We start from the raw sequence: 22,150 nt of genomic DNA on the forward strand, positions 1-22,150 counted from the left end.
TTGCCGGGTTCGATGGCACTCATGCTGCCTCCTTGGATGCGCTGCCCTCGGCGGGCGCGGCATCGCGTTTCTTGAATTTCTGCACCAGGCCCAGGATGCCCTGCGGCAGGAACAGCGTGACCAGGATGAAGATCAGTCCCAGCGCATACAGCCACAGGTCCGGGAAGGCGGCCGTGAACCAGCTCTTCAAGCCATTGACCGTGAAGGCACCGATGATGGGGCCGATCAGCGTGCCCCGTCCACCGACGGCGGCCCAGATCACCATCTCGATGGAATTGGCCGGCGACATTTCGGAGGGGTTGATGATGCCTACCTGCGGCACGTACAGCGCACCGGCGATGCCGCAGATCACGGCCGAGAGCGTCCAGACGAACAGCTTGAACCACAGCGGGTTGTAGCCGATGAACATGAGGCGCGATTCGGAATCGCGCACGCCCTGCAGCACGCGGCCCAGCTTGGAGGTGACGATCATGCGGCACAGGACCAGGGCACCGAACAGCAGCGCCAGCGTCACCAGGTACAGCACAGCCTTGGTGGCCGGTGCGGTGATGGTGAAGCCGAGGATGCGCTTGAAGTCGGTAAAGCCGTTGTTGCCGCCGAAGCCGGTATCGTTGCGGAAGAACAGCAGCATGAAGGCGAAGGTCATCGCTTGCGTGATGATGGAGAAATACACGCCCTTGATGCGCGAACGGAATGCGAAATAGCCGAACACGAAGGCCAGCAGACCCGGCACCAGCACCACCAGCAGCATGGAGAACCAGAAGTGGTCGGTCATCCACCAGTACCAGGGATAGGCCTTCCAGTTCAGGAACACCATGAAGTCCGGCAGGTCGCTCTGGTACACGCCGTCACGGCCGATGGCGCGCATCAGGTACATGCCGTGGGCGTATCCGCCCAGTGCGAAGAAAACGCCATGACCCAGAGAAAGGATGCCCGTATAGCCCCACACCAGGTCCAGTGCCAGCGCCGCCATGGCGTAGCACATGAACTTGCCGACCAAAGCGACGGTGTAGGAGGACACGTGCAGCGCGCTATCTGCGGGGAACAGCAGGTTGCAGACCGGCAGCAGCGCCAGCACGATGGTGCAGATGACGATGCCGGTCCAGGACGGGCGATTGAACAGCGAGGGGCGCATGATCATGGTGCTCATTCCACGCTCCTTCCCTTGAGTGAGAAGAGGCCTTGCGGACGCTTCTGGATGAATACGATGATGAAGACCAGGATGGCGATCTTGGCCAGCACGGCGCCGGCCATCGGCTCCAGGAATTTGTTGACTTCGCCCAGGCCGAAGGCTGCGATGACGGTACCGGCCAACTGGCCCACGCCGCCCAGCACCACCACCATGAACGAGTCGACGATGTAACCCTGTCCCAGGTCGGGACCGACGTTGCCCAGCTGCGAGAGCGCCACGCCACCGAGACCGGCGATGCCGCAACCGAGACCGAAGGTCATCATGTCGATCTTGCCGGTGGACACGCCCACGCAGTCGGCCATGCGGCGATTCTGCGTGACGGCGCGCACGAACAGGCCCAGGCGGGTCTTGTTCAAGATCAGCCACACCGCGAACACCACGAAGAGCGCAAAGAACACGATCACGATGCGGTTGTAGGACAGCACCAGCGAACCGAGCACGGTCACGCCGCCAGACATCCAGCTCGGGTTGGCCACTTCCACGTTCTGCGCACCGAAGATGGAGCGCACACCTTGCATCAGCATCAGGCTGATCCCCCAGGTGCAGAGCAGGGTTTCCAGCGGACGGCCATAGAGCCAGCGGATCACCAGACGCTCCAGCGCAATGCCGACGGCGGCGGCCACGATGAAGGCGGCCGGCAGTGCCACCACCAGATACGCATCGATGGCACCGGGGAAGAACTTGCGGAACACCAGCTGGCATACGTAGGTGGTGTAGGCACCGATCATCAGCAGCTCACCGTGGGCCATGTTGATGATGCCCATGAGGCCGAAGGTGATCGCCAGGCCCAGTGCGGCCAGCAGCAGCACGCTGCCCAGCGAGACCCCATAGAACAGCTTGCCGGCGAAGTCGACGATGGCCAGGTGGCGGTCCAGTGCGGAGAGGGTGCGCACCGCTTCCACGCGCACGCCCTCATCGGCTTCGACGTAGGAGCCATCGGGATTCTTGGCCAGCATGTTTTCCAGCACCGGCTTCAACGAGGCATTGGTGGTCTCGGCCAGCTTCTTGACGGCGGCGCGGCGTGCCGCCGGGTCGGTCGAATGCAGGTTGGCGGTGGCTTGCACCTGCTGCAGCACGTCCTTGATCTGCGGATCGCTTTCCTTGGCGAGCGCTTTTTCGATCAGCGGGATCTGCGCCGGGTCGGCATTCTTGAGCAATTCACCGGCGGCGGCCAGGCGCTGGTCGCGCTGCGGCGAGAGCAGTTTGAGGCCCGAGAGCGCGCCGTCGACAGCGCCGCGCAGGCGGTTGTTGACGGTGATGCCTTCGGCGTCATCGGGCGCCGGGCCGGTCTGGTCATTGGCCGGATTGAACGCCTTGCCCGCGTCGTCGACGATGAGCACGTCACCGGCGGGGGTGACGTAGAGCGCGTCGCTGTTCAAGGCATTGAGGATCTTGAGCGCGTCTTCATTGGCCAGCGCGGCAATCTGGTTGACGGCGTCGATGCGCGCGTCGGGGTCGTCTCCGCCAAGGGGCTTGAGCAAGGCCGGATCGATGGCTGCGAACGCCCCCAGGGCGTGGACGCAAAGCCAGGTCGCGAGCAGCCCGCGTAGGAACTGGATGGCTGGTTTCATGGTCGGTGTACGCCTCGAAGCGCGGGCCGGTCGATGCGGTGGCCGGGGCGAGTCGTCGGGCGGTTTTCTTGTGGAGGGAAATGCATTGCGGCGGACGGAGCCTTCCCTACGCCACGCTGCGGCGTAGGGAAGGCGCTCCGAAGAACGCCAAGAACTACAACAACCGCAAGCTTAGTTCTTCTGCTTGCTTTCGTTGCCCGGGATGTACGGGCTCCAAGGTTGTGCGCGGATGGTGGTCTTGGTCTTGTAGACCACGTTGAACTGGCCGTCCGCCTTGATTTCGCCAATCATGACGGGCTTGTGCAGGTGGTGGTTGGTCTTGTCCATTTCCAGCGTGTAGCCCGACGGTGCCTTGTAGGTCTGGCCACCCATGGCGGCGATCACCTTGTCGGTGTCGGTGGACTTGGCCTTTTCCACGGCCTGTGCCCACATGTGGATGCCGACGTAGGTGGCTTCCATCGGGTCGTTGGTCACGACGGTATCGGCGTTGGGCAGGTTCTTGGCCTTGGCGTATTCCTTCCACTTCTTGATGAAGGCGGTGTTGACCGGATTCTTCACCGATTCGAAGTAGTTCCAGGCGGCCAGGTGGCCCACCAGCGGCTTGGTATCGACACCGCGCAGTTCTTCTTCACCCACCGAGAATGCCACCACCGGCACGTCGGTTGCCTTCAGGCCGGCGTTGCCCAGTTCCTTGTAGAAGGGCACGTTGGAGTCGCCATTGATGGTCGAGATCACCGCGGTCTTGCCACCGGCGGAGAACTTCTTGATGTTGGCCACGATGGTCTGGTAGTCGGAGTGGCCGAACGGGGTGTAGACCTCGTCGATGTCGGAATCCTTCACGCCCTTGCTGTGCAGGAAGGCGCGCAGGATCTTGTTGGTGGTGCGCGGGTAGACGTAGTCGGTGCCCAGCAGCACGAAGCGCTTGGCGCCGCCGCCTTCCTTGGACATCAGGTATTCCACGGCGGGAATGGCTTGCTGGTTGGGGGCAGCACCGGTGTAGAAGACGTTCTTCTCCAGTTCTTCACCTTCGTACTGCACCGGGTAGAACAGCAGGCTGTTCAATTCCTTGAAGACCGGCAGCACCGACTTGCGCGACACCGAGGTCCAGCAGCCGAAGACCACCGAGACCTTGTCCTGGGAGATCAGCTGGCGGGCCTTTTCAGCGAACAGCGGCCAGTTCGAGGCGGGGTCGACCACCACCGGTTCGAGCTTCTTGCCCATCACGCCGCCGGCGGCGTTGATTTCGTCGATGGTCATCAGGGCCACGTCCTTCAGGGACGTTTCGGAAATGGCCATGGTGCCCGACAGCGAGTGCAGGATACCGACCTTGATGGTGTCGGCAGCGAAGGCCGAAGGCAGCCAGGAGGATGCGGCCAGTGCGAATGCGCCCAGAGCGGTGGCTTTCAGTACGGTACGACGTGACATGTGGTGCTCCCTCGAGAAAAGTTTTGGAAGAATTTTTTCACTGCCCAGTCGCTTTAGCAGATTGCGTGCCAATGCCCGGCCGAGGGCCTGCGGCCTGCATCAAAGCGGGGCGGGGAGGGGCGGGAAGGGGAGGAAATGTTGTCAGGTACGCCAGGATTGCGCACCAAAGCCGAGCGTCATTGTCGACAGTCCCATGTCGTTGCAGCAATATTCACCAGGCTGGCGCTTGCTCTTGCGCGATCTTGGTGCATCGCCCAAAGCGCCATGCCATGCGGCTTTGCGCGGAGTTTTCCGACTTCTTGGGGCGTGGGACAGATTGTTCACAATGAGAGTAAACCCGGGCCAGGCAGCGTGATCCATCACGGTGCCTGGTCTGGCGGAGCGGGTCTGGCCAGGCGCCTAGCGCAGCAAAACATGCTGCATGAACTGCCGCAGCGGGAATTCGATGAGAGTCTGCAAGGCCACCGGCAACTCCAGCGGACGCATGATCATCTTGATGGTGGTCTCGGGTTTGAGGTTCACGCGCACGGTGCGGCTCATGCGCGAGGCCAGTTCTTTGACCCGTGCGGGATCGGCTGCCAGTTCCGGTTTGTGCACCATCACCACGTGGCGGATGGCGCAATCGGCATCTTCGCTCTTCAGTTCCAGGGTGCGTCGGCTGAGGGTGCCGAAGACGCGCGAGCGGCCGATGTTTTCCTGGCGGCGATAGCGGCGGAAGTACTGGTAGAAGTGCTTGTAGTGATTGACCTCGTCATTGGCGATGAGGCCGGCCAGGTGCTTCAGTACCGGCTCGTCGGTGGCCCGCGCCAGCGCCCGGTAGTAGGTGGAGGTCCCGGTCTCGACCACGCAGCGTGCGGCCAGCTCCTGGGCGCGCGTGGGTTCGAGCAGCTCGACCTTGCAGTACTGCGAGTATTCATCGAGGAAGCCCTGGTAGGCGCGCGGCCAGTCGAACTCCGGCCAGACATGCTCGACATAGGCGCGCAGGGCCGCGCCATGCTGCAGCTCTTCCTGCTCCCACTGCTCGCGCAGCCAGGTCTCGACTTCGGCGTCGCCCTTGTAGAACTCCACCAGGTTGTGGGTATAGAGATCCGAACCGCTTTCGACGAAGGAGGCGCAGGCCACCAGGTAGAACAGGTCTTCATCCTGCCGTACCCGCTCTCGGTCGATACGGTCCAGGTCGATGTCATCGATGGTCCAGTGTTTTTTTTCTTGGCGACTCGGGTTCATCTGCTATACCTCTCTTCTCAAGTGACGGTTGGCATAGCGATATGATGCAGTGCGAGGGCATTGGTTCAGGGCCGCACGGTGCAGCTTGACCTAACTTTGCACATGGCGCGTCCTGGCGGTGCTGCCTGTCAGTGCTTTGTCAGCCGCAACACTCGGGCGCCTACAGCATTTGCGTGGCGTCACTGCCCAGCACCACGCGATTGCGCCCCTGGTATTTGGCGTGATACAGCGCCTGGTCGGCGATGCGCAGCAATTGTTCGGAGGTGGTCTCTTCATCCGGCTGCAGCGAGGCCACGCCGATACTGGCCGTGATGTAGCCGAAGGGCGAATCGGCGTGCGGCAGCTTGAGCGCGAAGATGGCCTGGCAGATGTTCTCGGCCTGCTGCACGGCGTGGGCGGTATCGCTCTCGGCGATGATGACGCTGAATTCCTCGCCGCCATAGCGTGCGACCAGGTCGGTAGCGCGGCGCGAACTCTTCTGCAATACGCGCGCCACGATGCGCAGGCATTCGTCCCCGGCCAGGTGGCCATAGCGGTCGTTGTATTTCTTGAAGTAATCCACGTCCAGCATCAACAGGGCCAGCGCATGGCCCGAGCGCACCGAGCGCCGCAGCTCGTTGGCCAGCACCTCGTCGAAGCGGCGCCGGTTGGCTACCCCCGTCAGGCCATCGGTGGCCGAAAGCGCTTCCAGCTTGCGATTGGCGCGCTCCAGCTCGCGCGTGCGCAGGGCTACCTGTTCTTCCAGTTCTTCCTTGTTCTGCTGCAGCTTGCCGGCCATCTCGTTGAACTTGCGCGAGAGCACGGCGATCTCGTCACCGCCGGCCTGCTCCACCCGCACCGTGGTATCACCGCTGCCGGCTTCCTTCATGGCGCCCACCAGGCGCTGCAGCGGCACGCTGATGCTGCGCGCGATCAGTGCCGAGAGCACCAGCGAGGCCGCAAAGCACAGCAAGCCGATGGCGATGATCTTGTCGCGCACCGAGCGCGTGTCGGCGTTGAGCTTGTCGCTGGGCGTGGCGCTGACCACCCACCAGGAGGTATGCGGCAACTGCGCGATGGCGGCATAAAAACGCGTGCCGTCGGCGCGCGTATAGGAAATGAAGTCGCTGTTGCGGCGCTGGCCCAGGCTGGCCGTGATGCCTTCGAGCAGGGCCGGATCGGCGCTGCTGAAGCTGGTATCGCGTCCCTGCACCACCACCGCGCCATCGCTGGCATCGACGATGAAGAGGCTGGAATCGTAGCCCAGGTCCACCCCCTCGAAGATGCTGAAGAAGTAGCTCGGCCGCACGCCCACGAAGAGCATGCCGGCCGGACGGTTGTTGCCGGTGAAGCGGATTTCGCGCAGCATGGCCACGCTCTTCTGGCCATGGCCGCCGTTGTAGAGCGTCCACCATGCGCGCCCGGAGAGGTCCGGCGCTTCCTCGGCCACGCGGCTGATGTTGCTGGCCAGGGGCGCAAAGATCTGCGGATCGATCACCTGGCGCCGACGGTCCAGCAGGTATTTCTGGTTCACATCGGGCAGCGAACCGAAGGTATCGAGCAGCACCCGCGCCACGCCGCTGCGGGCGGCGGCAGCGGCGGCATCATCATCGCCGTAGTAGTTGGCCAGCAGGCGTTGCAGCTTGTCCGACAGCGCCAGCTCTTCACTGATGTCCTCGATCTTTTCCATGCGCAGCATCAGGTTCTGCGAGATCTGCTTGGCCACCTGCACCGAGTAGGCGCGCACCTTGTCCTGGGTGGCGCGGGTGGTCTCGCGGTAGGCCAGCAGGCCCGAGATCAGCAGCGGTACCAGCGACACCAGGATGAAGGAGTTGATGAGGCGATAGCGGATCTCGATCTTGCGCAGGAAACCGAGCCAAAGGAAGTCGAGCCGTCTGGGCATGGATGGTCTCTCCCTACTTGGCCGACAGCCGCGCCTGCTCGGCGATGGAGTCCTGCAAGGCGCGCGCGGCGCGCGCCGGCGACTGGCGGCCCGACAGCACGGCCTGCAACAGCGGGTGCAGGACATCGATGGTATTGACCGGCAGCAGCGAGTAATACAGTCCCGGTGCGTTGGCCCCGGCGGCATCGCGTTTCATGTCCTCGACCAGCGCAAACAGGTCGCGGTCACCGCTCACGTCCGGCGCGATCACGCGAAACGGCGGAATGTTCTGGCGCTTGGCCTGCCAGATCGACATCCCGGGACCATAGAGGAAGTCCAGGAACTGCACCGCCGCCTCGCGTTGCTGCGCGCTGCTGCGCTGGGCCACGGCAAAACCGGTCTCGCTGCCCAGCACCGGTTCCAGAGGCTGTCCCTTGTCATTCCAGGGTGGCACGAATACGCCCACACGCATGTTGCGCCCGTTCATGAGCGTGCCCGCCGCCCAGGTCCCCTGGAAGGTCATGGCTGCGCGGCCTTCGGCGAACTGGCGCAAGGTGGCGTCATAGCCGGCGCGCAGGCAGTCGGCCTGCACCATCTTCTGCTCCACCAGCGTGCGCAGGCGCGTGAAGATGGCGACCCCGTCGGGGTTGTCCAGCTGCAGCGAGCCGTCGGCAATGCGTGCGCGCCAGTCCGGTACCTTGGCGGCGACCAGGTTGGCAAAGCCGTAGCTGAAGGGGCCATTGCCCAGCATGTTGGGGAAGCCACCGGAGAGGGCCAGCGGAATGAAACCGGCCCGGCGCAATGCCGCGCCCGTGGCAAGGAAAGCGTCGAAGTCGGTCGGCGGCGCACTGATGCCGGCCCGCTCGAACATGTCGCGGTTGTAGTAGATCAGCGTGGTCGCCAGACCCGAGGGAATGCCGTAGCGCCGACCGCCCGGTGAAGTCCACTCGCGTTGCAGGCCTTCGAGCAACTGGCCCCAGGCCTGGGTGGTGCCGACGTCGGCCAGCAGGCCCTGGTCGGCCAGGGCGGCCGTGTAGGGGCTGGCATTGACCGAGATGATGTCGGGCAGGCTGTCGGTGGCGGCGCGCGGCTTGAGGTTTTCTTCGACCGAATTGCCGATCATGAATTGCAGGTTGATGCGCACCTGCGGATGCGCACGCATGAAGGCATCGGCCACGCGATGCATCTCTTCGGCCCAGTCGGGTGCCCAGACCAACGCGGTCAGCACTACCGGCTCGGCGGTGGCCATCGCGGTGGTGCGCGAGGCTGGCGACTCTGCGCTGTCGGTCCGCTCCTCGCTGCGCTCGCAGGCCGTCAGCAGGAGGGCTGCTGCCATCCCTGCGATGAATATCCTGAGCCCGCGCATGACGCGCACGGTCATGCCTGATGGCCCGCAACTGGAGTGGCAACCCGGATCAGGCACGCCGGTTACTGATGGCGTATATCGGCCACGCATTGATTTCCCCTGCGGCTAAATTTTCTTGTTTTACAGCAATGCGCATGGTGCTGCCCTGGCCTTCGCCGCATCGCGGTGACTGGTGTCCCGTGACGGGGTGGAGCCCGCGCTGCGCCTAGCTGCCGCTCCCTTTGCACGATCCCGGCATGTGAGAACAATGACAACAAGTTTGCCAGCTTTTACAAGTTCCTGCACGAATCGCGCGCGCATTCCTTGTCGTTGCTCAGCTTTTGCCACGGTGCAAGTGAGCGGCGTTTGCGGTACCGCCTGAACGAAAATGAACAGGCCCTTATAATGATGCCCTCACGCCGCCAGGGGCAATCCTGGTTCATCTTGCATCAACCCGCTTGCATCTTCCCCTCGGCCGAGGGATGCGGCTGTCTCACGATTTCCACATGCACAACAAAGATACCCAGCTCTCCATGGGCAAATTCCCCCCATGGCTGGCCGTCCTGGCAGCCTTGACTGCACTGGGCGCGCTGGCCATCGACATGTACCTGCCCAGCTTCACGGCCATCGCCAAGGATCTCGGCGTGGGCACCAACCTGGTCCAGCTCACGCTCGCTTCTTTCCTCATCGGCCTGGCGGTGGGACAGATGTTCTATGGTCCGCTGTCGGATCGCTTCGGCCGCAAGCCGCCTTTGTTCTTCGGGATCGCGCTCTACTTCGTTTGCTCCTTGCTGTGCATTTTTGCACAGAGCATTGAGACCCTGATCGTGCTGCGTTTGTTCCAGGGTTTGGGCGGCAGCGCCGGCATGGTTATCCCGCGCGCCATGGTGCGTGATCGCATGGGGGCCGAGGGATCGGCCAAGGCGTTCTCGATGCTGATGCTGGTGTTCGGGCTGGCACCGATCCTGGCACCCTTCATCGGCGGCCTGATGCTGGTCTTTGCCAGCTGGCGCGGCATCTTCGTGGTACTGACCATCTTCGGCCTGCTGTGCATGCTGGGCACCCGCAAATATCTCACCGAAACGGTGGACGTATCCCGCGCCGAACCGCTGCACCTGGGGCGTACCTTGCGGCAGTACTGGGGTTTGTTGCGCCATCGCCAGTTCATGTCCTTCGTGCTGTGCGGAGGGCTGGTGCAGGCGGGCATGTTCGCCTACATCGCAGGTGGTCCGTTCGTGGTGATCGAGCTGCACGGGATCAAGCCGCAGTATTTCGGTTTCGTGTTTGCGTCCAACGCCATCGGCTTGATCGCCGCTTCGCAGATCAATGCGCGCCTGGTGGTCAAGCGCTCGGCCGAACGCGTGCTGGGCAAGGTGCTGTGGGTACCGGCCGGCCTGTCGCTGGCGGTGGTGCTGGCCGTCCTGGCGGGACTGGAAAGCCTGCCGCTGCTGCTGTTCGGTTTCTTCGGTTTCCTGACGGCTTATGGTTTCACCGGCCCGAATGCAACCGCCATTGCGCTCAAGCACCAAGGTCGCCAGGCAGGCACCGCTGCGGCCCTGATGGGCACGCTGCAGTTCGGCATGGGCGTGCTCTCGGGGGTGGTGATGAGCCTGTGGCATGACGGCACGGCCTTGCCGCTGGTGTCGGTGATGGCCATCTGCGGCGTGAGCGCCTTCCTGCTGTATCACTTCGTGGCCAAGCATGAGCCCGTGACGCCGGCCATGCACTGAGCGCCGCACGGCGGTTGCCCAAGACAATTTCCAGCCCGGCCACGTGCCGGGCTTTTTTGTGCCCGCACGGCCTGCAAGGCTTGCGCGATTTTCGGGATCGCGTTCACCCCCGGGGTGCGTGCCGCCTCAGGAACGTACATGGCGGCACGTCGTGACAGCGGTCCCGGCGATGTGTGCCTTTGCGCGCAAAGCCGCACCGTAGCTGGGATTGCGGTCGCAACGCCGTCGGGTGGCACGCTCATTGCTGAAGAGTCCTTCGCGGTCTGACCAGTCAGGCCAATGAGGACTCCACCATGAGCATGCCCAACATCGCAGCACAGACCTTGCAGCGGCAGATACTCTCCGGCACCTATGCGCCCGGGGCCATGCTGCCCAGCCAGCGCGAACTGGCCGAGTCCATGGGCATCAGCCGCGCCTCGCTGCGGGAGGCCTTGTCGATGCTGGAGGCGCTGGGCTTCATCCGTTCGGTTCCCGGCAAGGGCACGCTGGTGAGCCAGCGCCAGGAAGGCCGCGAGGCCCCGCCCCAGCCGCCCGCCGGTGAAGAAGGGGCCGCCGCTGCGGCACTGGACCTGGCAGCCGTGTTCCAGTTGCGCTATGCGCTGGAGTCGGCCGCTGCCGCCCTGGCTGCGCGCCATATCAGTGCGCATGCCACGCCGCGCCTGTGGGGGATCCAGGCGCGCTTCGAAGAGGCACTCAAGAATCTCGACCTGGTCAGCGCCTCGCATGCCGACCTGGAATTCCACCAACTGCTGGCCGAACTGTCCGGCAACCCCGCCTTTTCCCAGGTAGTGCGCCAGTTCGAGCGCCCCATCAGCCACAGCCTGCGCGTGCCCTTCGCCGACCGCGAACGCATCTGGGCACCTGCCGTGGAGCATCGCGCGGTCGCCGCCGCCATCTCCGCCGGTGATATCGAAGGCGCGCGCCAGGCCATGCAGCAGCACATCGTCAACGCCGCCCAACGCGTCGGTCTCTCATTCTCTCCGCCCTGAAGGCAGGGCGCCTGATCGTGTTCTTGGCTTCGCGCAGTTTCAGTGGCATCCGTAGTTTCCATCGTCGTCCCTCAACCAGGAAAGCACCGATATGAAATTATCCAAGACCCTCCCCCTCACGCTGGCCTGTACCCTGGCCTTCGGCGCATTGGCCAGCCTGCCGGCCCACGCAGAAAAAGTATTGCGCATCGCCATGACCGCCGGCGATATCCCGCGCACGCTGGGCCAGCCCGACCAGGGCTTCGAGGGCAACCGCTTCACCGGCATTCCCATGTATGACGGGCTCACCCAATGGGACCTGTCCAAGGCCGACAAGGCCAGCGAACTGATCCCCGACCTGGCCGTGTCGTGGCAGGTCGATGCCAAGGACAAGACCAAGTGGGTCTTCAAGCTGCGTCCCGGCGTGAAATTCCATGATGGCTCGGCCTTCAACGCCGACGCCGTGGTCTGGAACGTCAACAAGGTGCTCGACAAGAACGCCGTGCAATTCGACCCCAGCCAAGTCGGCACCACCGCCTCGCGCATGCCGACCCTGCGCTCGGCGCGCAAGATCGATGATCTCACCGTGGAACTGACGACCGCCGAGCCGGACTCCTTCCTGCCCATCAACCTCACCAACCTGTTCATGGCCTCGCCCGCCCAGTGGGAAAAGAAACTGGCCGCCGTGCCGGCCTCGGTGACCGACAAGGCCGAGCGCAGCAAGCAGGCCTGGGCCGCCTTCGCCGCCGATGCATCCGGCACCGGCCCCTTCAAGATGGCCAAGTTCGTCCCGCGCGAGCGGCTGGAAGTGGTCAAGAACGACGGCTACTGGGATGCCGCCCGCCGCCCCAAGATCGACCGCGTGGTGATGCTGCCGCTGCCCGAAGCCAACTCGCGCACCGCGGCCCTGATGTCGGGCCAGGTCGACTGGATCGAAGCCCCCGCCCCGGATGCACTGGACGCGATCAAGGCACGCGGCTTCAAGATCTACTCCAACCCGCAGCCCCACGTGTGGCCGTGGCAGCTGTCCTTCGTGCCCGGCTCGCCCTGGCTGGACAAGCGTGTGCGCCATGCCGCCAACCTGTGCGTGAATCGTCCCGCGATGAAGCAGCTCTTGGGCGGACTCATGGGTGAAGCCACCGGTACCGTCGAGCCCGGCCATCCGTGGCGCGGCAACCCCAGCTTCCAGATCAAGTACGATCCGGCCGCCGCCAAGAAGCTGATGAGCGAAGCGGGCTATTCGGCCGCCAAGCCGCTGACGGTGAAGGTACAGATCTCGGCCTCCGGTTCCGGCCAGATGCAGCCGCTGCCGATGAACGAGTTCATGCAGCAGAACCTGAAGGAGTGCTTCTTCGACGTGCAGTTCGACGTCATCGAATGGAACACCCTCTATACCAACTGGCGCATCGGTGCCAAGGATCCGAGCGCGCACGGTGCCAATGCGATCAACGTCAGCTTCGCCTCCATGGATCCGTTCTTTGCCATGGTGCGTTTCGTCGATACCAAGGCCGCCCCGCCGACCTCCAACAACTGGGGTTTCTACAGCAACGCCGACGTCGATGCCTTGATCGCCAAGGCGCGCACCACCTTCGATCCCAAGCAGCGTGACGCCTTGCTGGCCCAGCTGCACGCCAAGATCGTCGATGAAGCGCCCTTCGTCTGGGTGGCCCACGACACCGGCCCGCGTGCCATCTCCGCCAAGGTCAAGGGCGTGGTGCAGCCGCAGAGCTGGTTCATCGACATCGCCACCATGAGCATGGACTGATGTCCTGACGCAGGAGCACGTCAGCGGCGCCGCAGTGCGCCGGCGCCGCTGACGTTTCCTGCACCAGGCTTGACGTTTTCTGCACCGTGACGTTTTTTGTACCTTGACGTTTTCTGCACCAAGCACCTTTTGCGGCACTGCCGCAGCCCCTGACCCGTCGCCGGAACTGCCATGATCGCCTACCTGATACGACGCTTTCTCTACGCCCTGCCCATCATGCTGGGCGTGGCCTTCCTCTGCTTCATGCTGGTCCACATCGCACCGGGCGATCCGCTGGTCTCGATCCTGCCGCCGGATGCCTCGGCCGACCTGCAAAAGCAGCTCATGGAGATCTACGGGTTCAACCGCAGCTATCCGGAGCAATTCCTGAGCTGGGTCTGGCGTGCCCTGCACGGCGACCTCGGCAGCTCGATTGCGACCGGCCGCCCGGTAGCCGCCGAAGTGTTCAAGGCGGTCGGCAATACCTTCATGCTGGCGGCCGTGGCCACGCTGATCGGTTTCGTGTTCGGTTCGCTGTTCGGCTTCGTGGCCGGCTACTTCCGCAATTCCTGGGTGGACCGCGTGGCTTCCTTCATTTCGGTGGTGGGCGTGTCGGTGCCGCATTACTGGCTGGGGATGGTGCTGGTGATCGTGTTCTCTTCCAAGCTGATGTGGCTGCCCGCCACCGGTGCCGGACCCGACGGCTCGGGCGCCTGGGTGTGGGACCTGGAACACGTGAAGTACCTGCTCATGCCGGCCGTGACCATGTCCTTCATCCCCATGGGCATCATCGCCCGTACCGTGCGCGCCCTGGTGGCCGACATCCTGGCCCAGGAATTCGTGGTGGGCCTCAAGGCGCGCGGCTTGTCCGACGCCGGTGTCTTGCGCCACGTGGTCAAGAACGCCGCGCCGACCGCGCTGGCCGTCATGGGCCTGCAACTGGGCTACCTGCTGGGTGGTTCGATCCTGATCGAAACCGTGTTTTCCTGGCCCGGTACCGGCTTCCTGCTCAACCAGGCCATCTTCCAGCGCGACCTGCCGCTGCTGCAGGGGAGCATCCTGGTGCTGGCCATGTTCTTCGTGGCGCTGAACCTGCTGGTGGATGTCCTGCAAACCATCTTCGACCCCCGTATCGAGCGAGCCTGACATGAACCTCTCCACTTCCGCCCCCGCCCTCAAGGCGGCCGAGCCGGCCACCGCCATGCGCCGCTCGCGCGGCCACTGGGCCAACGTCGGTGCGCGCCTGGTGCGCAATCCCGGTGCCATGATCGCTGCTGCGGTGCTGCTGCTGCTGATCGTGGCCGCCGTCGCCGCACCCTGGGTGATGCCCGGTGATCCGTTTGCCGCCTCGATGTTCTCGCGCCTGAAACCCATCGGCACTGCCGGCCACCTGCTGGGTACCGACGAACTGGGGCGCGACATGTTCTCGCGCCTGCTGCTGGGCGGCCGGCTGTCGCTGTTCATGGGCATCACGCCGGTGCTGCTGGCCTTCGTCATCGGCAGTGCGCTGGGCATCGTGGCCGGCTACGCGGGCGGCTTCACCAACACCGCCATCATGCGCAGCATCGATATCCTTTACGCCTTTCCTTCGGTGCTGCTGGCCATCGCCCTCTCGGGGGCGCTGGGTGCGGGCATCTTCAATGCGCTCACTTCGCTGACCATCGTCTTCGTCCCGCAGATCGCGCGCATTGCAGAAAGCGTCACCACCCAGGTGCGCCGCAGCGATTACGTCGATGCGGCGCGCGCCTCCGGGGCCAGCGCCTTCACCATCGTGCGCGCGCACGTGCTGGGCAATGTGCTGGGACCGATCTTCGTCTATTCCACCAGCCTGATTTCGGTCTCCATGATCCTGGCCTCGGGCTTGTCCTTCCTCGGCCTGGGCGTCAAGCCGCCCGAGCCGGAATGGGGCCTGATGTTGAATACCCTGCGCACGGCCATCTACACCCAGCCCTGGGTGGCGGCCTTGCCGGGCGCCTTCATCTTCGTCACTTCGATTTCTTTCAACCTGTTGTCCGATGGCCTGCGCTCGGCCATGGAGGTCAAGCAATGAGTTTGTCTGCCTCGCTCCTGAACCAGGACCCACGTGATGTCGGTGGCCCGCGCCAGCCGCTCCTGGGCGTGCGCCAACTGCTGAAGCATTTTCCACTCAAGCAGCAGGGCCTGCCCTTGCTGCGCGGCCCGGCCCATGCGGTGCGCGCGGTCGATGGCGTGAGCTTCGACATCATGAAAGGCGAAACCCTGGGCGTGGTCGGTGAATCCGGCTGCGGCAAATCCACCACGGCCCGCGTGCTGATGCAGCTGATCGAACAGGACAGCGGCGAACTGGTCTTCGACGGCCAGACCGTAGGCTCGCGCGCCATGCCCTTGCGGCAGTTCCGTCGCCAGGCGCAGATGGTGTTCCAGGACAGTTATTCCTCGCTCAATCCACGCATGACCATCGAGGATTCGATCGCTTTTGCGCCCACCGTGCATGGCCTGCCGGCGCGCGAAGCCATCGCCCGCGCCCGCAGCCTGCTGGCGCGTGTGGGCCTGCAGCCGGAACGGTTTGCCGGACGCTATCCGCATGAACTCTCCGGCGGCCAGCGCCAGCGCGTCAACATTGCCCGCGCCCTGGCGCTGGAGCCGCGCCTGGTGATCCTGGATGAAGCCGTCTCGGCGCTGGACAAATCGGTGGAAGCGCAGGTGCTGAACCTGCTGCTGGACCTGAAGCAGGAATTCGGCCTCACCTACCTGTTCATCAGCCACGATCTGAACGTGGTCCGTTTCATCTCCGACCGCGTGCTGGTGATGTACCTGGGCCAGGTGGTCGAGGTCGGTCCGGCCGAGCAGGTATTCGACGCCCCGCGCCACCCCTACACGCGCGCGCTGTTGCGCTCCATGCCCAGCATGGACCCCAGCCGCCGTACTGAAGAAGCGCCGCTGGCGGGCGATCCGCCCAACCCCATCAATCCGCCCCCCGGCTGCCGCTTCCATACCCGCTGCCAGTTCGCGCAGCCGGTCTGCCAGCAGCGCGCGCCGACCTTCGTCGAGGCCGCACCGGAACACGGCGTGGCCTGCCTGCGCTACGAGGCCGGCAGTGGCTATGACGACGCCGGCTTCGAAGCCGGCATGCTCAACAAGGAGCTGCAACATGGCTGATGCTTCCAAGAAGGCGATGGTGCGCCTGCGCGACCTGCGCGTGACCTTCAAGGCCCCCGGCAAGACCATCCGCGCCGTCAGCGGCGTGGACCTGGAGGTGGCCGAGGGCGAGGTGGTGGCCTTGATCGGCGAATCGGGCTCGGGCAAGAGCGTCACCTTGCGTTCCATCATGCGGCTGCACCCCGAGGCCCGCACCCGCATCGAAGGCGGGCTGGAAGTCGATGGCCGCGACGTCCTCACGATGAGCGGCCGCGAACTGTCCGCCCTGCGCGGCGACAGCGTCGCGATGATTTTCCAGGAACCCTTGCTGGCGCTCGATCCGGTCTATACCGTGGGGGCGCAGATCGCGGAGACCATCCGCCGCCACAAGAAGGTCTCGGCCGCCCAGGCCCGCGCGCAGGCGCTGGCGCTGTTCGAGAAGGTCCGCATTCCCAGCCCGGAGCGGCGGCTCGATGCCTATCCCCACGAGATGTCCGGCGGCATGCGCCAGCGCGCCATGATCGCCCTGGCGCTGTCCTGCTCGCCCAAGGTCCTGCTGGCCGATGAACCCACCACGGCGCTGGACGCCACGGTACAGATCCAGATCCTGCTGCTGCTGCGCGAACTGCAGCGTGAGCTGGGCCTGTCGATCATCTTCGTCACCCATGACATCGGCGCGGCCGTCGAGGTGGCCGACCGAATCGCGGTGATGTACGCCGGGCGCATCGTCGAACAGGGACCGGCCTCGCAACTGCTGGCCCAGCCGCGCCATCCCTACACCATGTCGCTGCTGCAAAGCCGCAGCCACGGTGCCATGCAAAAGGGCCAGCGCCTGCAGACCATCCCCGGCGCGCCACCCGACCTGGCCAACCTGCCGCCGGGCTGTGCCTTTGCCGAGCGCTGCCCGCATGCGCAAGCCGATTGCCACACCCGGCAGCCGGCCGAACAATCCGTGGGCGAGCAACATACGGTACGCTGCCTGCGTGCCGAAACTTTGCAGCTGGCTGCTGCCTGATCCATGACCGCGCCGCTTTTCCACCCACACCGACCTGACAAGGAAACCGCATGAGTGCCGATGTCTCCACTGCCCGCTGCTTCATCCCCTATCCCTTCGTACCCCAGCCGCAGGCCGCCAGCGGTCCCCTGGCCGGCGTGCGCCTGGCGGTCAAGGACATCTTCGACGTGGCGGGCTACCCCACCGGCTGCGGCAATCCGCACATGCTGGCCCTGTCCGGCATCAAGGCCGCGTCTGCCCCGGCGGTGCAGTCCCTGCTGCAAGCGGGCGCGCAATTCGTCGGCAAGGTGGTCACCGATGAGCTGGCCTTCTCGATGAACGGCAAGAATGCCCACTTCGGCACGCCCCGCAATGGCGGTGCGCCCGACCGCATCCCGGGCGGTTCCAGTTCCGGATCGGCCTCGGCGGTGTCCAACGGCCTGGCCGACCTGGCCCTGGGCACCGATACCGGCGGATCGGTCCGGGTGCCGGCCAGCCATTGCGGCCTGATCGGCTTGCGGCCTACGCACGGCCGCGTACCGCTCACGGGGGTGATGGACCTGGCGCGCAGTTTCGATACCTGCGGCTGGTTTGCACGCGACATGGACGTATTTGCCCGCGCCGGTGCGGTCTTGCTGGGCGAGGACAGCGCACCCTTGCCGCAGGCGCCGCGTGTGCTGGTCGCCAGCGACGTGCTGGGCCTGCTGGCGCCGCACGTGCAAGCCCAGTTCGCACAGGTGCTGGAGCGCCTGGCGGGCGTGCTGGGCGCGCCGCAGCCGGTCTCGGTGGCGACCCCTTCGTTCGATGCGCTGTACTGGGCGTTTCGCCATATCCAGGGCTATGAGGCTTGGCAGGCCCATGGCGAAAACATCGGCCGCTACGGCTTCCAGCTGGGGCCGGGCGTGGCCGAACGCTTTGCCTGGTCGGCCACCATCACGGCGCAGCAGATGCAGGAGCACAGCGCCGTGCGCGAGACCTTCTGCGCCGGATTCATCGATCTGCTGGGCGATGATGGCGTACTGCTCTTGCCCAGCGCGCCGGATGTGGCGCCGCTGCTGACCGATTCGGAGCAGTCGCTGGAAGACTATCGCAACCAGGCCGTGCGCATGCTCTGCCTGTCCGGGCTGTCGGGATGTCCGCAGATCTCGCTGCCCCTGATGCAACTCGATGGAGCGCCGTTCGGACTGTCCCTGATCGCACCGCCCGGCAGTGACCGTTCATTGATCCAGTATGCTGCAGGGTTGATGCATGCCTGCGCCTGAGGCCGCACCGCGCGTGATCCTGGCGCAAGCGCTGACGCACGAGGCCTTTGCGGCCTATGGCGCGTTGATCGCACCGGGCCAGTCCGAGCGCGACATCAACTTCGGCACCACGCGCCGCTATGACGACGTGGCCAGTCTCGATGTGGACGATGAAGGTGGCCGCGCCTGCGTGGCCATCTTTCGCACGCAGGCGCAAGGCGATGCTGCAGCCTATCCGCTGTGCGCCTTTGAACGCCATCGCCTGGGCAGCCAGAGCTTCATTCCGCTGGGGGCCAGCCGCTGCCTGGCGGTGCTGGCCGGCGATGGCGAGCGGCCGGATGAGTCGGCCATCGCCGCCTTCGTGATCGGGCCGGGGCAGGGCGTCACGCTGCGGCGTGGAGTCTGGCACCATCCCTTGATCACCCTCGGCGCGGCCGATGTGCTGGTCATCGAACGCGCGGCGGCGCAGGTTGATTGCGAGGTCGTCATGATGGCAACGCAGGCGCAAGTGAAGTTGCCCGCGGCCTGAGCCGCGCCCATCCCCGGCCGGAGGCGGCGAATCCTGCAATAATGACGGATTCTCATCGCCGTGACCGCGCCGCGCGCAGGTCCGGCTTCCGATTCCATTGCCTTGCCATGCTTCACGCCGTTTGCGCCTCCATCCTGTGGGGCCTGTTCCCGCTGTATTTCAAGCTGTTGAAGGAGATCCCCTCCTTCGATATCGTCGTGCACCGCCTCTTCTGGTCCTGCGTGTTCCTGGTGGCCGTGCTGGCCTGGCGGCGGCAATGGCGCTGGGTGGGCGAGGTCATCAAGCGGCCCATGGTGGTGCTGGGCTTCCTGCTCTCGGCCCTGCTGCTCTCCGGGAACTGGACCCTGTATGTCTGGGCCGTCAACGCCGGGCGCATCGTCGATACCAGCCTGGGCTACTTCATGAGCCCGCTCGTGAGCGTCTTCATGGGCTACCTGATCCTGAAGGAACGCATGCGTCCGCTGCAATGGCTGGCGGTCTTCCTGGCACTCGGTGCCGTGATCTGGCTGACCTTCGCCAACGGCAGCCTGCCGTGGATCTCGCTGCTGATCGCGCTGAGCTTCGCCTTCTACGGCCTCTTGCGCAAGACCGCGCACCTGGGCGCGCTCGAAGGCCTGTCGCTGGAAACCTTGCTGATGCTGCCGCTGGTACTGGTCATCTTGGGTATCGATACCTTGCGTGACAGCAACGCCTTCACCCATGCATCGACCTCGGCCAAAATCCTGCTGGTCCTGTCCGGCCCGATCACGGCGGTGCCGCTGCTGCTCTTTGCCCATGGTGCGCGCCGCATCCCCTTGTCGATGCTGGGCCTGATGCAATACATTTCGCCTACCATCCAGCTGCTGGGGGGCGTGCTGATCTACGGCGAGCCCTTCACCGGGGCGCGCGCCATCGGCTTTTGCGTGATCTGGGTGGCGCTCGCGGTATACTCCGCCGAAGGCTTGTGGCGCTACCTGCGCACCCGCGCGCAAAGCTCGGCAGAGCCCAGCGCCGGCGGCGCCTGAACGCTGCCTTATCGTTTCCCTCTCACTGGCAACTCATACCATGGCCCAATACGTCTTTACCATGAACCGCGTCGGCAAGATCGTGCCGCCGAAGCGGCAGATCCTCAAGGACATCTCGCTGTCCTTCTTCCCCGGCGCCAAGATCGGCGTGCTCGGCCTGAACGGCTCGGGCAAGTCCACCCTGCTCAAGATCATGGCCGGCATCGACAAGGAAATCGAGGGTGAAGCCATCCCGATGCCCAACCTGAACATCGGCTACCTGCCGCAGGAACCCCAGCTCGATGCCGAGAAGACCGTGCGCCAGGAAGTCGAAAGCGCCCTGGGCGAAGTCTTCGAAGCCCAGGCCAAGCTGGACGCGGTCTACGCCGCCTATGCGGAAGAAGATGCCGACTTCGACGCCCTCGCCACCGAGCAGGCCCGCCTGGAAGCCATCATCGCCGCCGCTGACGGCAACAGCCTCAACCAGCAGCTGGAGATGGCCGCCGACGCGCTGCGCCTGCCGCCCTGGGACGCCAAGATCGGCGTGCTCTCCGGGGGCGAAAAGCGCCGCGTGGCGCTGTGCAAGCTGCTGCTCTCCAAGCCCGACATGCTGCTGCTGGACGAACCGACCAACCACCTGGATGCCGAATCGGTAGACTGGCTGGAGCAGTTCCTGCAACGCTTCCCCGGCACCGTGGTGGCCATCACCCACGATCGCTACTTCCTCGACAACGCCGCCGAATGGATCCTCGAACTGGACCGCGGCCACGGCATCCCCTGGAAGGGCAACTACAGCTCCTGGCTGGAACAGAAGGAAGCCCGCCTGAAGCAGGAAGAGGCCAGCGAATCGGCCCGCCAGAAGACCATCGCCAAGGAACTGGAATGGGTGCGCCAGAACCCCAAGGGCCGCCAGGCCAAGAGCAAGGCGCGTCTGGCCCGCTTCAACGAGCTCTCCGAATACGAATACCAGAAGCGCAACGAGACCCAGGAAATCTTCATTCCCGTGGCCGAGCGCCTGGGCAATGAAGTCATCGAATTCAAGAACGTCAGCAAGGGCTATGGCGACCGCCTGCTGATCGACAACCTGAACTTCAAGATCCCGGCCGGCGCCATCGTCGGCATCATCGGCCCCAACGGCGCCGGTAAATCGACCCTGTTCCGCATGCTGGCCGGCCGTGAAACCCCGGACAGCGGCGAACTGGTGCTGGGCCCCACCGTCAAGGTGTCGCTGGTGGACCAGTCGCGCGAAGACCTGGGCAACAAGAAGACGGTCTTCGAAGATGTCTCGGGCGGCGCCGACATCCTCACCGTGGGCCGTTTCGAAATGCCCTCGCGCGCCTACCTGGGCCGCTTCAACTTCAAGGGCGGCGACCAGCAGAAGATCGTCGGCAACCTCTCCGGTGGTGAGCGCGGCCGTCTGCACCTGGCCAAGACCCTGCTGCAGGGCGGCAACGTCCTGCTGCTGGACGAACCGTCCAACGACCTCGACGTGGAAACCCTGCGCGCCCTGGAAGATGCGCTGCTGGAATTCGCCGGCACCGTGCTGGTGATCTCCCACGATCGCTGGTTCCTGGACCGTATCGCCACCCACATCATCGCCTTCGAGGGCGATTCGCAGGTCACCTTCTTCGACGGCAACTATCAGGAATACGAAGCCGACAAGAAGAAACGCCTCGGTGAAGAAGCCGCCAAGCCCAAGCGTATCCGTTACAAACCGGTTACGCGTTGATGGCTTGACTGAAATGGTCGAGAAAACGCCGCTGGCTCCAGCGGCGTTTTTTTTCGTCCGTGCCGTGGATCGTCAGCGGAGGTAAAGAGTTGTAGGGACGCATGACGTCACCCATCGCGCTGGCTACCATCCCGGTATCACCAGACCACGGGAGTCCCGATGACAATCCGCTGCATGCCGACGCTGTCCCTTGCGATGGTGGCCGCCCTGGCCGGCTGTGCCACCTCGCAACCGGTCACGCAGATCGACAAGGACACCTACCTGCTGGTGGCCAGTTCACGCTGGCATGGCAATGACGGCGTCGCCGCACAGGGATTGCAGCAGGCCGATGACTGGTGCCGTCAGCAGGGCCGCCGTGCGCGCATCATCGGCAGCGAGCGTTCGGAGGGCGTGATCGGCGTGATGCCGCCCAAGGTGATGCTTAGTTTCAAATGTGATCTTGTTCGCCAGTAGGCCGTCCCACGGCCCGGGAGTCGGCAGGAATCGGCCTGCGC

Annotated in this window: 18 protein-coding genes; 12 read left to right on the top strand and 6 right to left on the bottom strand. The window is 64.7% G+C overall.

Annotated elements, in window-relative coordinates; translation table 11 throughout:
- Positions 1–19 precede the first annotated feature (19 nt).
- The 6 genes from urtC to CEJ45_RS12410 form a co-directional block, all read right to left on the bottom strand.
- Entirely contained in the window at positions 20–1,150 is a 1,131-nt protein-coding gene (gene urtC / locus CEJ45_RS12385) for an urea ABC transporter permease subunit UrtC (protein ID WP_034339869.1), read from the bottom strand.
- A complete protein-coding gene (gene urtB / locus CEJ45_RS12390; RefSeq protein ID WP_088755413.1) occupies positions 1,147–2,763 on the bottom strand; it encodes an urea ABC transporter permease subunit UrtB in 1,617 nt (538 codons plus the stop codon). The genes urtC and urtB overlap by 4 nt, the downstream gene beginning before the upstream one ends.
- Before the next feature lie 171 nt (positions 2,764–2,934).
- A complete protein-coding gene (urtA, locus tag CEJ45_RS12395) occupies positions 2,935–4,188 on the bottom strand; it encodes an urea ABC transporter substrate-binding protein (protein WP_013236630.1) in 1,254 nt (417 codons plus the stop codon).
- Positions 4,189–4,587: 399 nt separating this feature from the next.
- Entirely contained in the window at positions 4,588–5,415 is an 828-nt protein-coding gene (locus CEJ45_RS12400) for a ferritin-like domain-containing protein (protein WP_088755414.1), read from the bottom strand.
- Positions 5,416–5,575: 160 nt separating this feature from the next.
- Positions 5,576–7,297, bottom strand: a complete 1,722-nt coding sequence (locus CEJ45_RS12405) for a sensor domain-containing diguanylate cyclase (protein WP_088755415.1) — start codon at positions 7,295–7,297, stop codon at positions 5,576–5,578.
- A gap of 13 nt (positions 7,298–7,310) precedes the next feature.
- Complete coding sequence (locus CEJ45_RS12410) at positions 7,311–8,612, bottom strand: ABC transporter substrate-binding protein (RefSeq protein ID WP_241517331.1); 1,302 nt, start codon at positions 8,610–8,612, stop codon at positions 7,311–7,313.
- A 515-nt stretch (positions 8,613–9,127) separates the two neighbouring features.
- Between CEJ45_RS12410 and CEJ45_RS12415 the strand changes: the two genes are divergently transcribed.
- The 12 genes from CEJ45_RS12415 (at position 9,128) to CEJ45_RS12470 (ending at position 22,109) form a co-directional block, all read left to right on the top strand.
- Positions 9,128–10,351: a Bcr/CflA family multidrug efflux MFS transporter gene (locus CEJ45_RS12415; RefSeq protein WP_088755570.1), complete on the top strand. Its 1,224-nt coding sequence runs from the start codon at positions 9,128–9,130 to the stop codon at positions 10,349–10,351.
- A gap of 293 nt (positions 10,352–10,644) precedes the next feature.
- Positions 10,645–11,340, top strand: coding sequence for a FadR/GntR family transcriptional regulator (locus CEJ45_RS12420; RefSeq protein ID WP_088755417.1), 696 nt, complete (start codon positions 10,645–10,647; stop codon positions 11,338–11,340).
- 91 nt (positions 11,341–11,431) lie between these two features.
- Positions 11,432–13,084 (top strand): ABC transporter substrate-binding protein, encoded by a 1,653-nt coding sequence (locus CEJ45_RS12425; protein ID WP_088755418.1) that lies wholly within the window; start codon positions 11,432–11,434, stop codon positions 13,082–13,084.
- 171 nt (positions 13,085–13,255) lie between these two features.
- Entirely contained in the window at positions 13,256–14,209 is a 954-nt protein-coding gene (locus tag CEJ45_RS12430; RefSeq protein ID WP_088755419.1) for an ABC transporter permease, read from the top strand.
- A gap of 1 nt (position 14,210) precedes the next feature.
- The gene (locus tag CEJ45_RS12435) at positions 14,211–15,113 is read left to right on the top strand and encodes an ABC transporter permease (RefSeq protein ID WP_088755420.1); all 903 of its coding nucleotides are present in this window, start codon (positions 14,211–14,213) and stop codon (positions 15,111–15,113) included.
- On the top strand, positions 15,110–16,201 hold the full coding sequence (locus tag CEJ45_RS12440) for an ABC transporter ATP-binding protein (RefSeq protein ID WP_088755421.1): 1,092 nt from the start codon (positions 15,110–15,112) through the stop codon (positions 16,199–16,201). The genes CEJ45_RS12435 and CEJ45_RS12440 overlap by 4 nt, the downstream gene beginning before the upstream one ends.
- Positions 16,194–17,195, top strand: coding sequence for an ABC transporter ATP-binding protein (locus CEJ45_RS12445; protein WP_088755422.1), 1,002 nt, complete (start codon positions 16,194–16,196; stop codon positions 17,193–17,195). Before CEJ45_RS12440 ends, CEJ45_RS12445 begins: the two co-directional genes overlap by 8 nt.
- A 50-nt stretch (positions 17,196–17,245) precedes the next feature.
- Positions 17,246–18,436 carry an amidase gene (locus CEJ45_RS12450; protein WP_088755423.1) on the top strand — a complete coding sequence of 397 codons (1,191 nt, stop codon included), beginning with the start codon at positions 17,246–17,248 and terminating at the stop codon, positions 18,434–18,436.
- Positions 18,423–18,944, top strand: a complete 522-nt coding sequence (locus CEJ45_RS12455; RefSeq protein ID WP_187697672.1) for an ureidoglycolate lyase — start codon at positions 18,423–18,425, stop codon at positions 18,942–18,944. Before CEJ45_RS12450 ends, CEJ45_RS12455 begins: the two co-directional genes overlap by 14 nt.
- A gap of 107 nt (positions 18,945–19,051) precedes the next feature.
- Positions 19,052–19,948 (top strand): EamA family transporter RarD, encoded by an 897-nt coding sequence (rarD, locus tag CEJ45_RS12460; RefSeq protein ID WP_088755424.1) that lies wholly within the window; start codon positions 19,052–19,054, stop codon positions 19,946–19,948.
- A gap of 40 nt (positions 19,949–19,988) precedes the next feature.
- Positions 19,989–21,656, top strand: coding sequence for an energy-dependent translational throttle protein EttA (ettA, locus tag CEJ45_RS12465; protein WP_088755425.1), 1,668 nt, complete (start codon positions 19,989–19,991; stop codon positions 21,654–21,656).
- A gap of 159 nt (positions 21,657–21,815) precedes the next feature.
- Positions 21,816–22,109 (top strand): hypothetical protein, encoded by a 294-nt coding sequence (locus CEJ45_RS12470; protein ID WP_241517332.1) that lies wholly within the window; start codon positions 21,816–21,818, stop codon positions 22,107–22,109.
- Positions 22,110–22,150 lie beyond the last annotated feature (41 nt).

This window comes from Herbaspirillum aquaticum, from assembly GCF_002213425.1.
Classification (GTDB): domain Bacteria; phylum Pseudomonadota; class Gammaproteobacteria; order Burkholderiales; family Burkholderiaceae_D; genus Herbaspirillum; species Herbaspirillum aquaticum.

What these genes read in the sequence shown, in the direction of transcription:
- CEJ45_RS12405 (WP_088755415.1), bottom strand. Translation starts at nt 7,297, where the DNA reads ATGCCCAGACGGCTCGACTTCCTTTGGCTCGGTTTCCTGCGCAAGATC.
- CEJ45_RS12420 (WP_088755417.1), top strand. Translation starts at nt 10,645, where the DNA reads ATGAGCATGCCCAACATCGCAGCACAGACCTTGCAGCGGCAGATACTC.
- urtB (WP_088755413.1), bottom strand. Translation starts at nt 2,763, where the DNA reads ATGAAACCAGCCATCCAGTTCCTACGCGGGCTGCTCGCGACCTGGCTT.
- CEJ45_RS12400 (WP_088755414.1), bottom strand. Translation starts at nt 5,415, where the DNA reads ATGAACCCGAGTCGCCAAGAAAAAAAACACTGGACCATCGATGACATC.
- CEJ45_RS12455 (WP_187697672.1), top strand. Translation starts at nt 18,423, where the DNA reads ATGCCTGCGCCTGAGGCCGCACCGCGCGTGATCCTGGCGCAAGCGCTG.
- CEJ45_RS12435 (WP_088755420.1), top strand. Translation starts at nt 14,211, where the DNA reads ATGAACCTCTCCACTTCCGCCCCCGCCCTCAAGGCGGCCGAGCCGGCC.
- CEJ45_RS12450 (WP_088755423.1), top strand. Translation starts at nt 17,246, where the DNA reads ATGAGTGCCGATGTCTCCACTGCCCGCTGCTTCATCCCCTATCCCTTC.
- CEJ45_RS12425 (WP_088755418.1), top strand. Translation starts at nt 11,432, where the DNA reads ATGAAATTATCCAAGACCCTCCCCCTCACGCTGGCCTGTACCCTGGCC.
- urtA (WP_013236630.1), bottom strand. Translation starts at nt 4,188, where the DNA reads ATGTCACGTCGTACCGTACTGAAAGCCACCGCTCTGGGCGCATTCGCA.
- CEJ45_RS12410 (WP_241517331.1), bottom strand. Translation starts at nt 8,612, where the DNA reads ATGGCAGCAGCCCTCCTGCTGACGGCCTGCGAGCGCAGCGAGGAGCGG.
- CEJ45_RS12440 (WP_088755421.1), top strand. Translation starts at nt 15,110, where the DNA reads ATGAGTTTGTCTGCCTCGCTCCTGAACCAGGACCCACGTGATGTCGGT.
- CEJ45_RS12445 (WP_088755422.1), top strand. Translation starts at nt 16,194, where the DNA reads ATGGCTGATGCTTCCAAGAAGGCGATGGTGCGCCTGCGCGACCTGCGC.
- CEJ45_RS12470 (WP_241517332.1), top strand. Translation starts at nt 21,816, where the DNA reads ATGACAATCCGCTGCATGCCGACGCTGTCCCTTGCGATGGTGGCCGCC.
- CEJ45_RS12430 (WP_088755419.1), top strand. Translation starts at nt 13,256, where the DNA reads ATGATCGCCTACCTGATACGACGCTTTCTCTACGCCCTGCCCATCATG.
- ettA (WP_088755425.1), top strand. Translation starts at nt 19,989, where the DNA reads ATGGCCCAATACGTCTTTACCATGAACCGCGTCGGCAAGATCGTGCCG.
- CEJ45_RS12415 (WP_088755570.1), top strand. Translation starts at nt 9,128, where the DNA reads ATGCACAACAAAGATACCCAGCTCTCCATGGGCAAATTCCCCCCATGG.
- rarD (WP_088755424.1), top strand. Translation starts at nt 19,052, where the DNA reads ATGCTTCACGCCGTTTGCGCCTCCATCCTGTGGGGCCTGTTCCCGCTG.
- urtC (WP_034339869.1), bottom strand. Translation starts at nt 1,150, where the DNA reads ATGAGCACCATGATCATGCGCCCCTCGCTGTTCAATCGCCCGTCCTGG.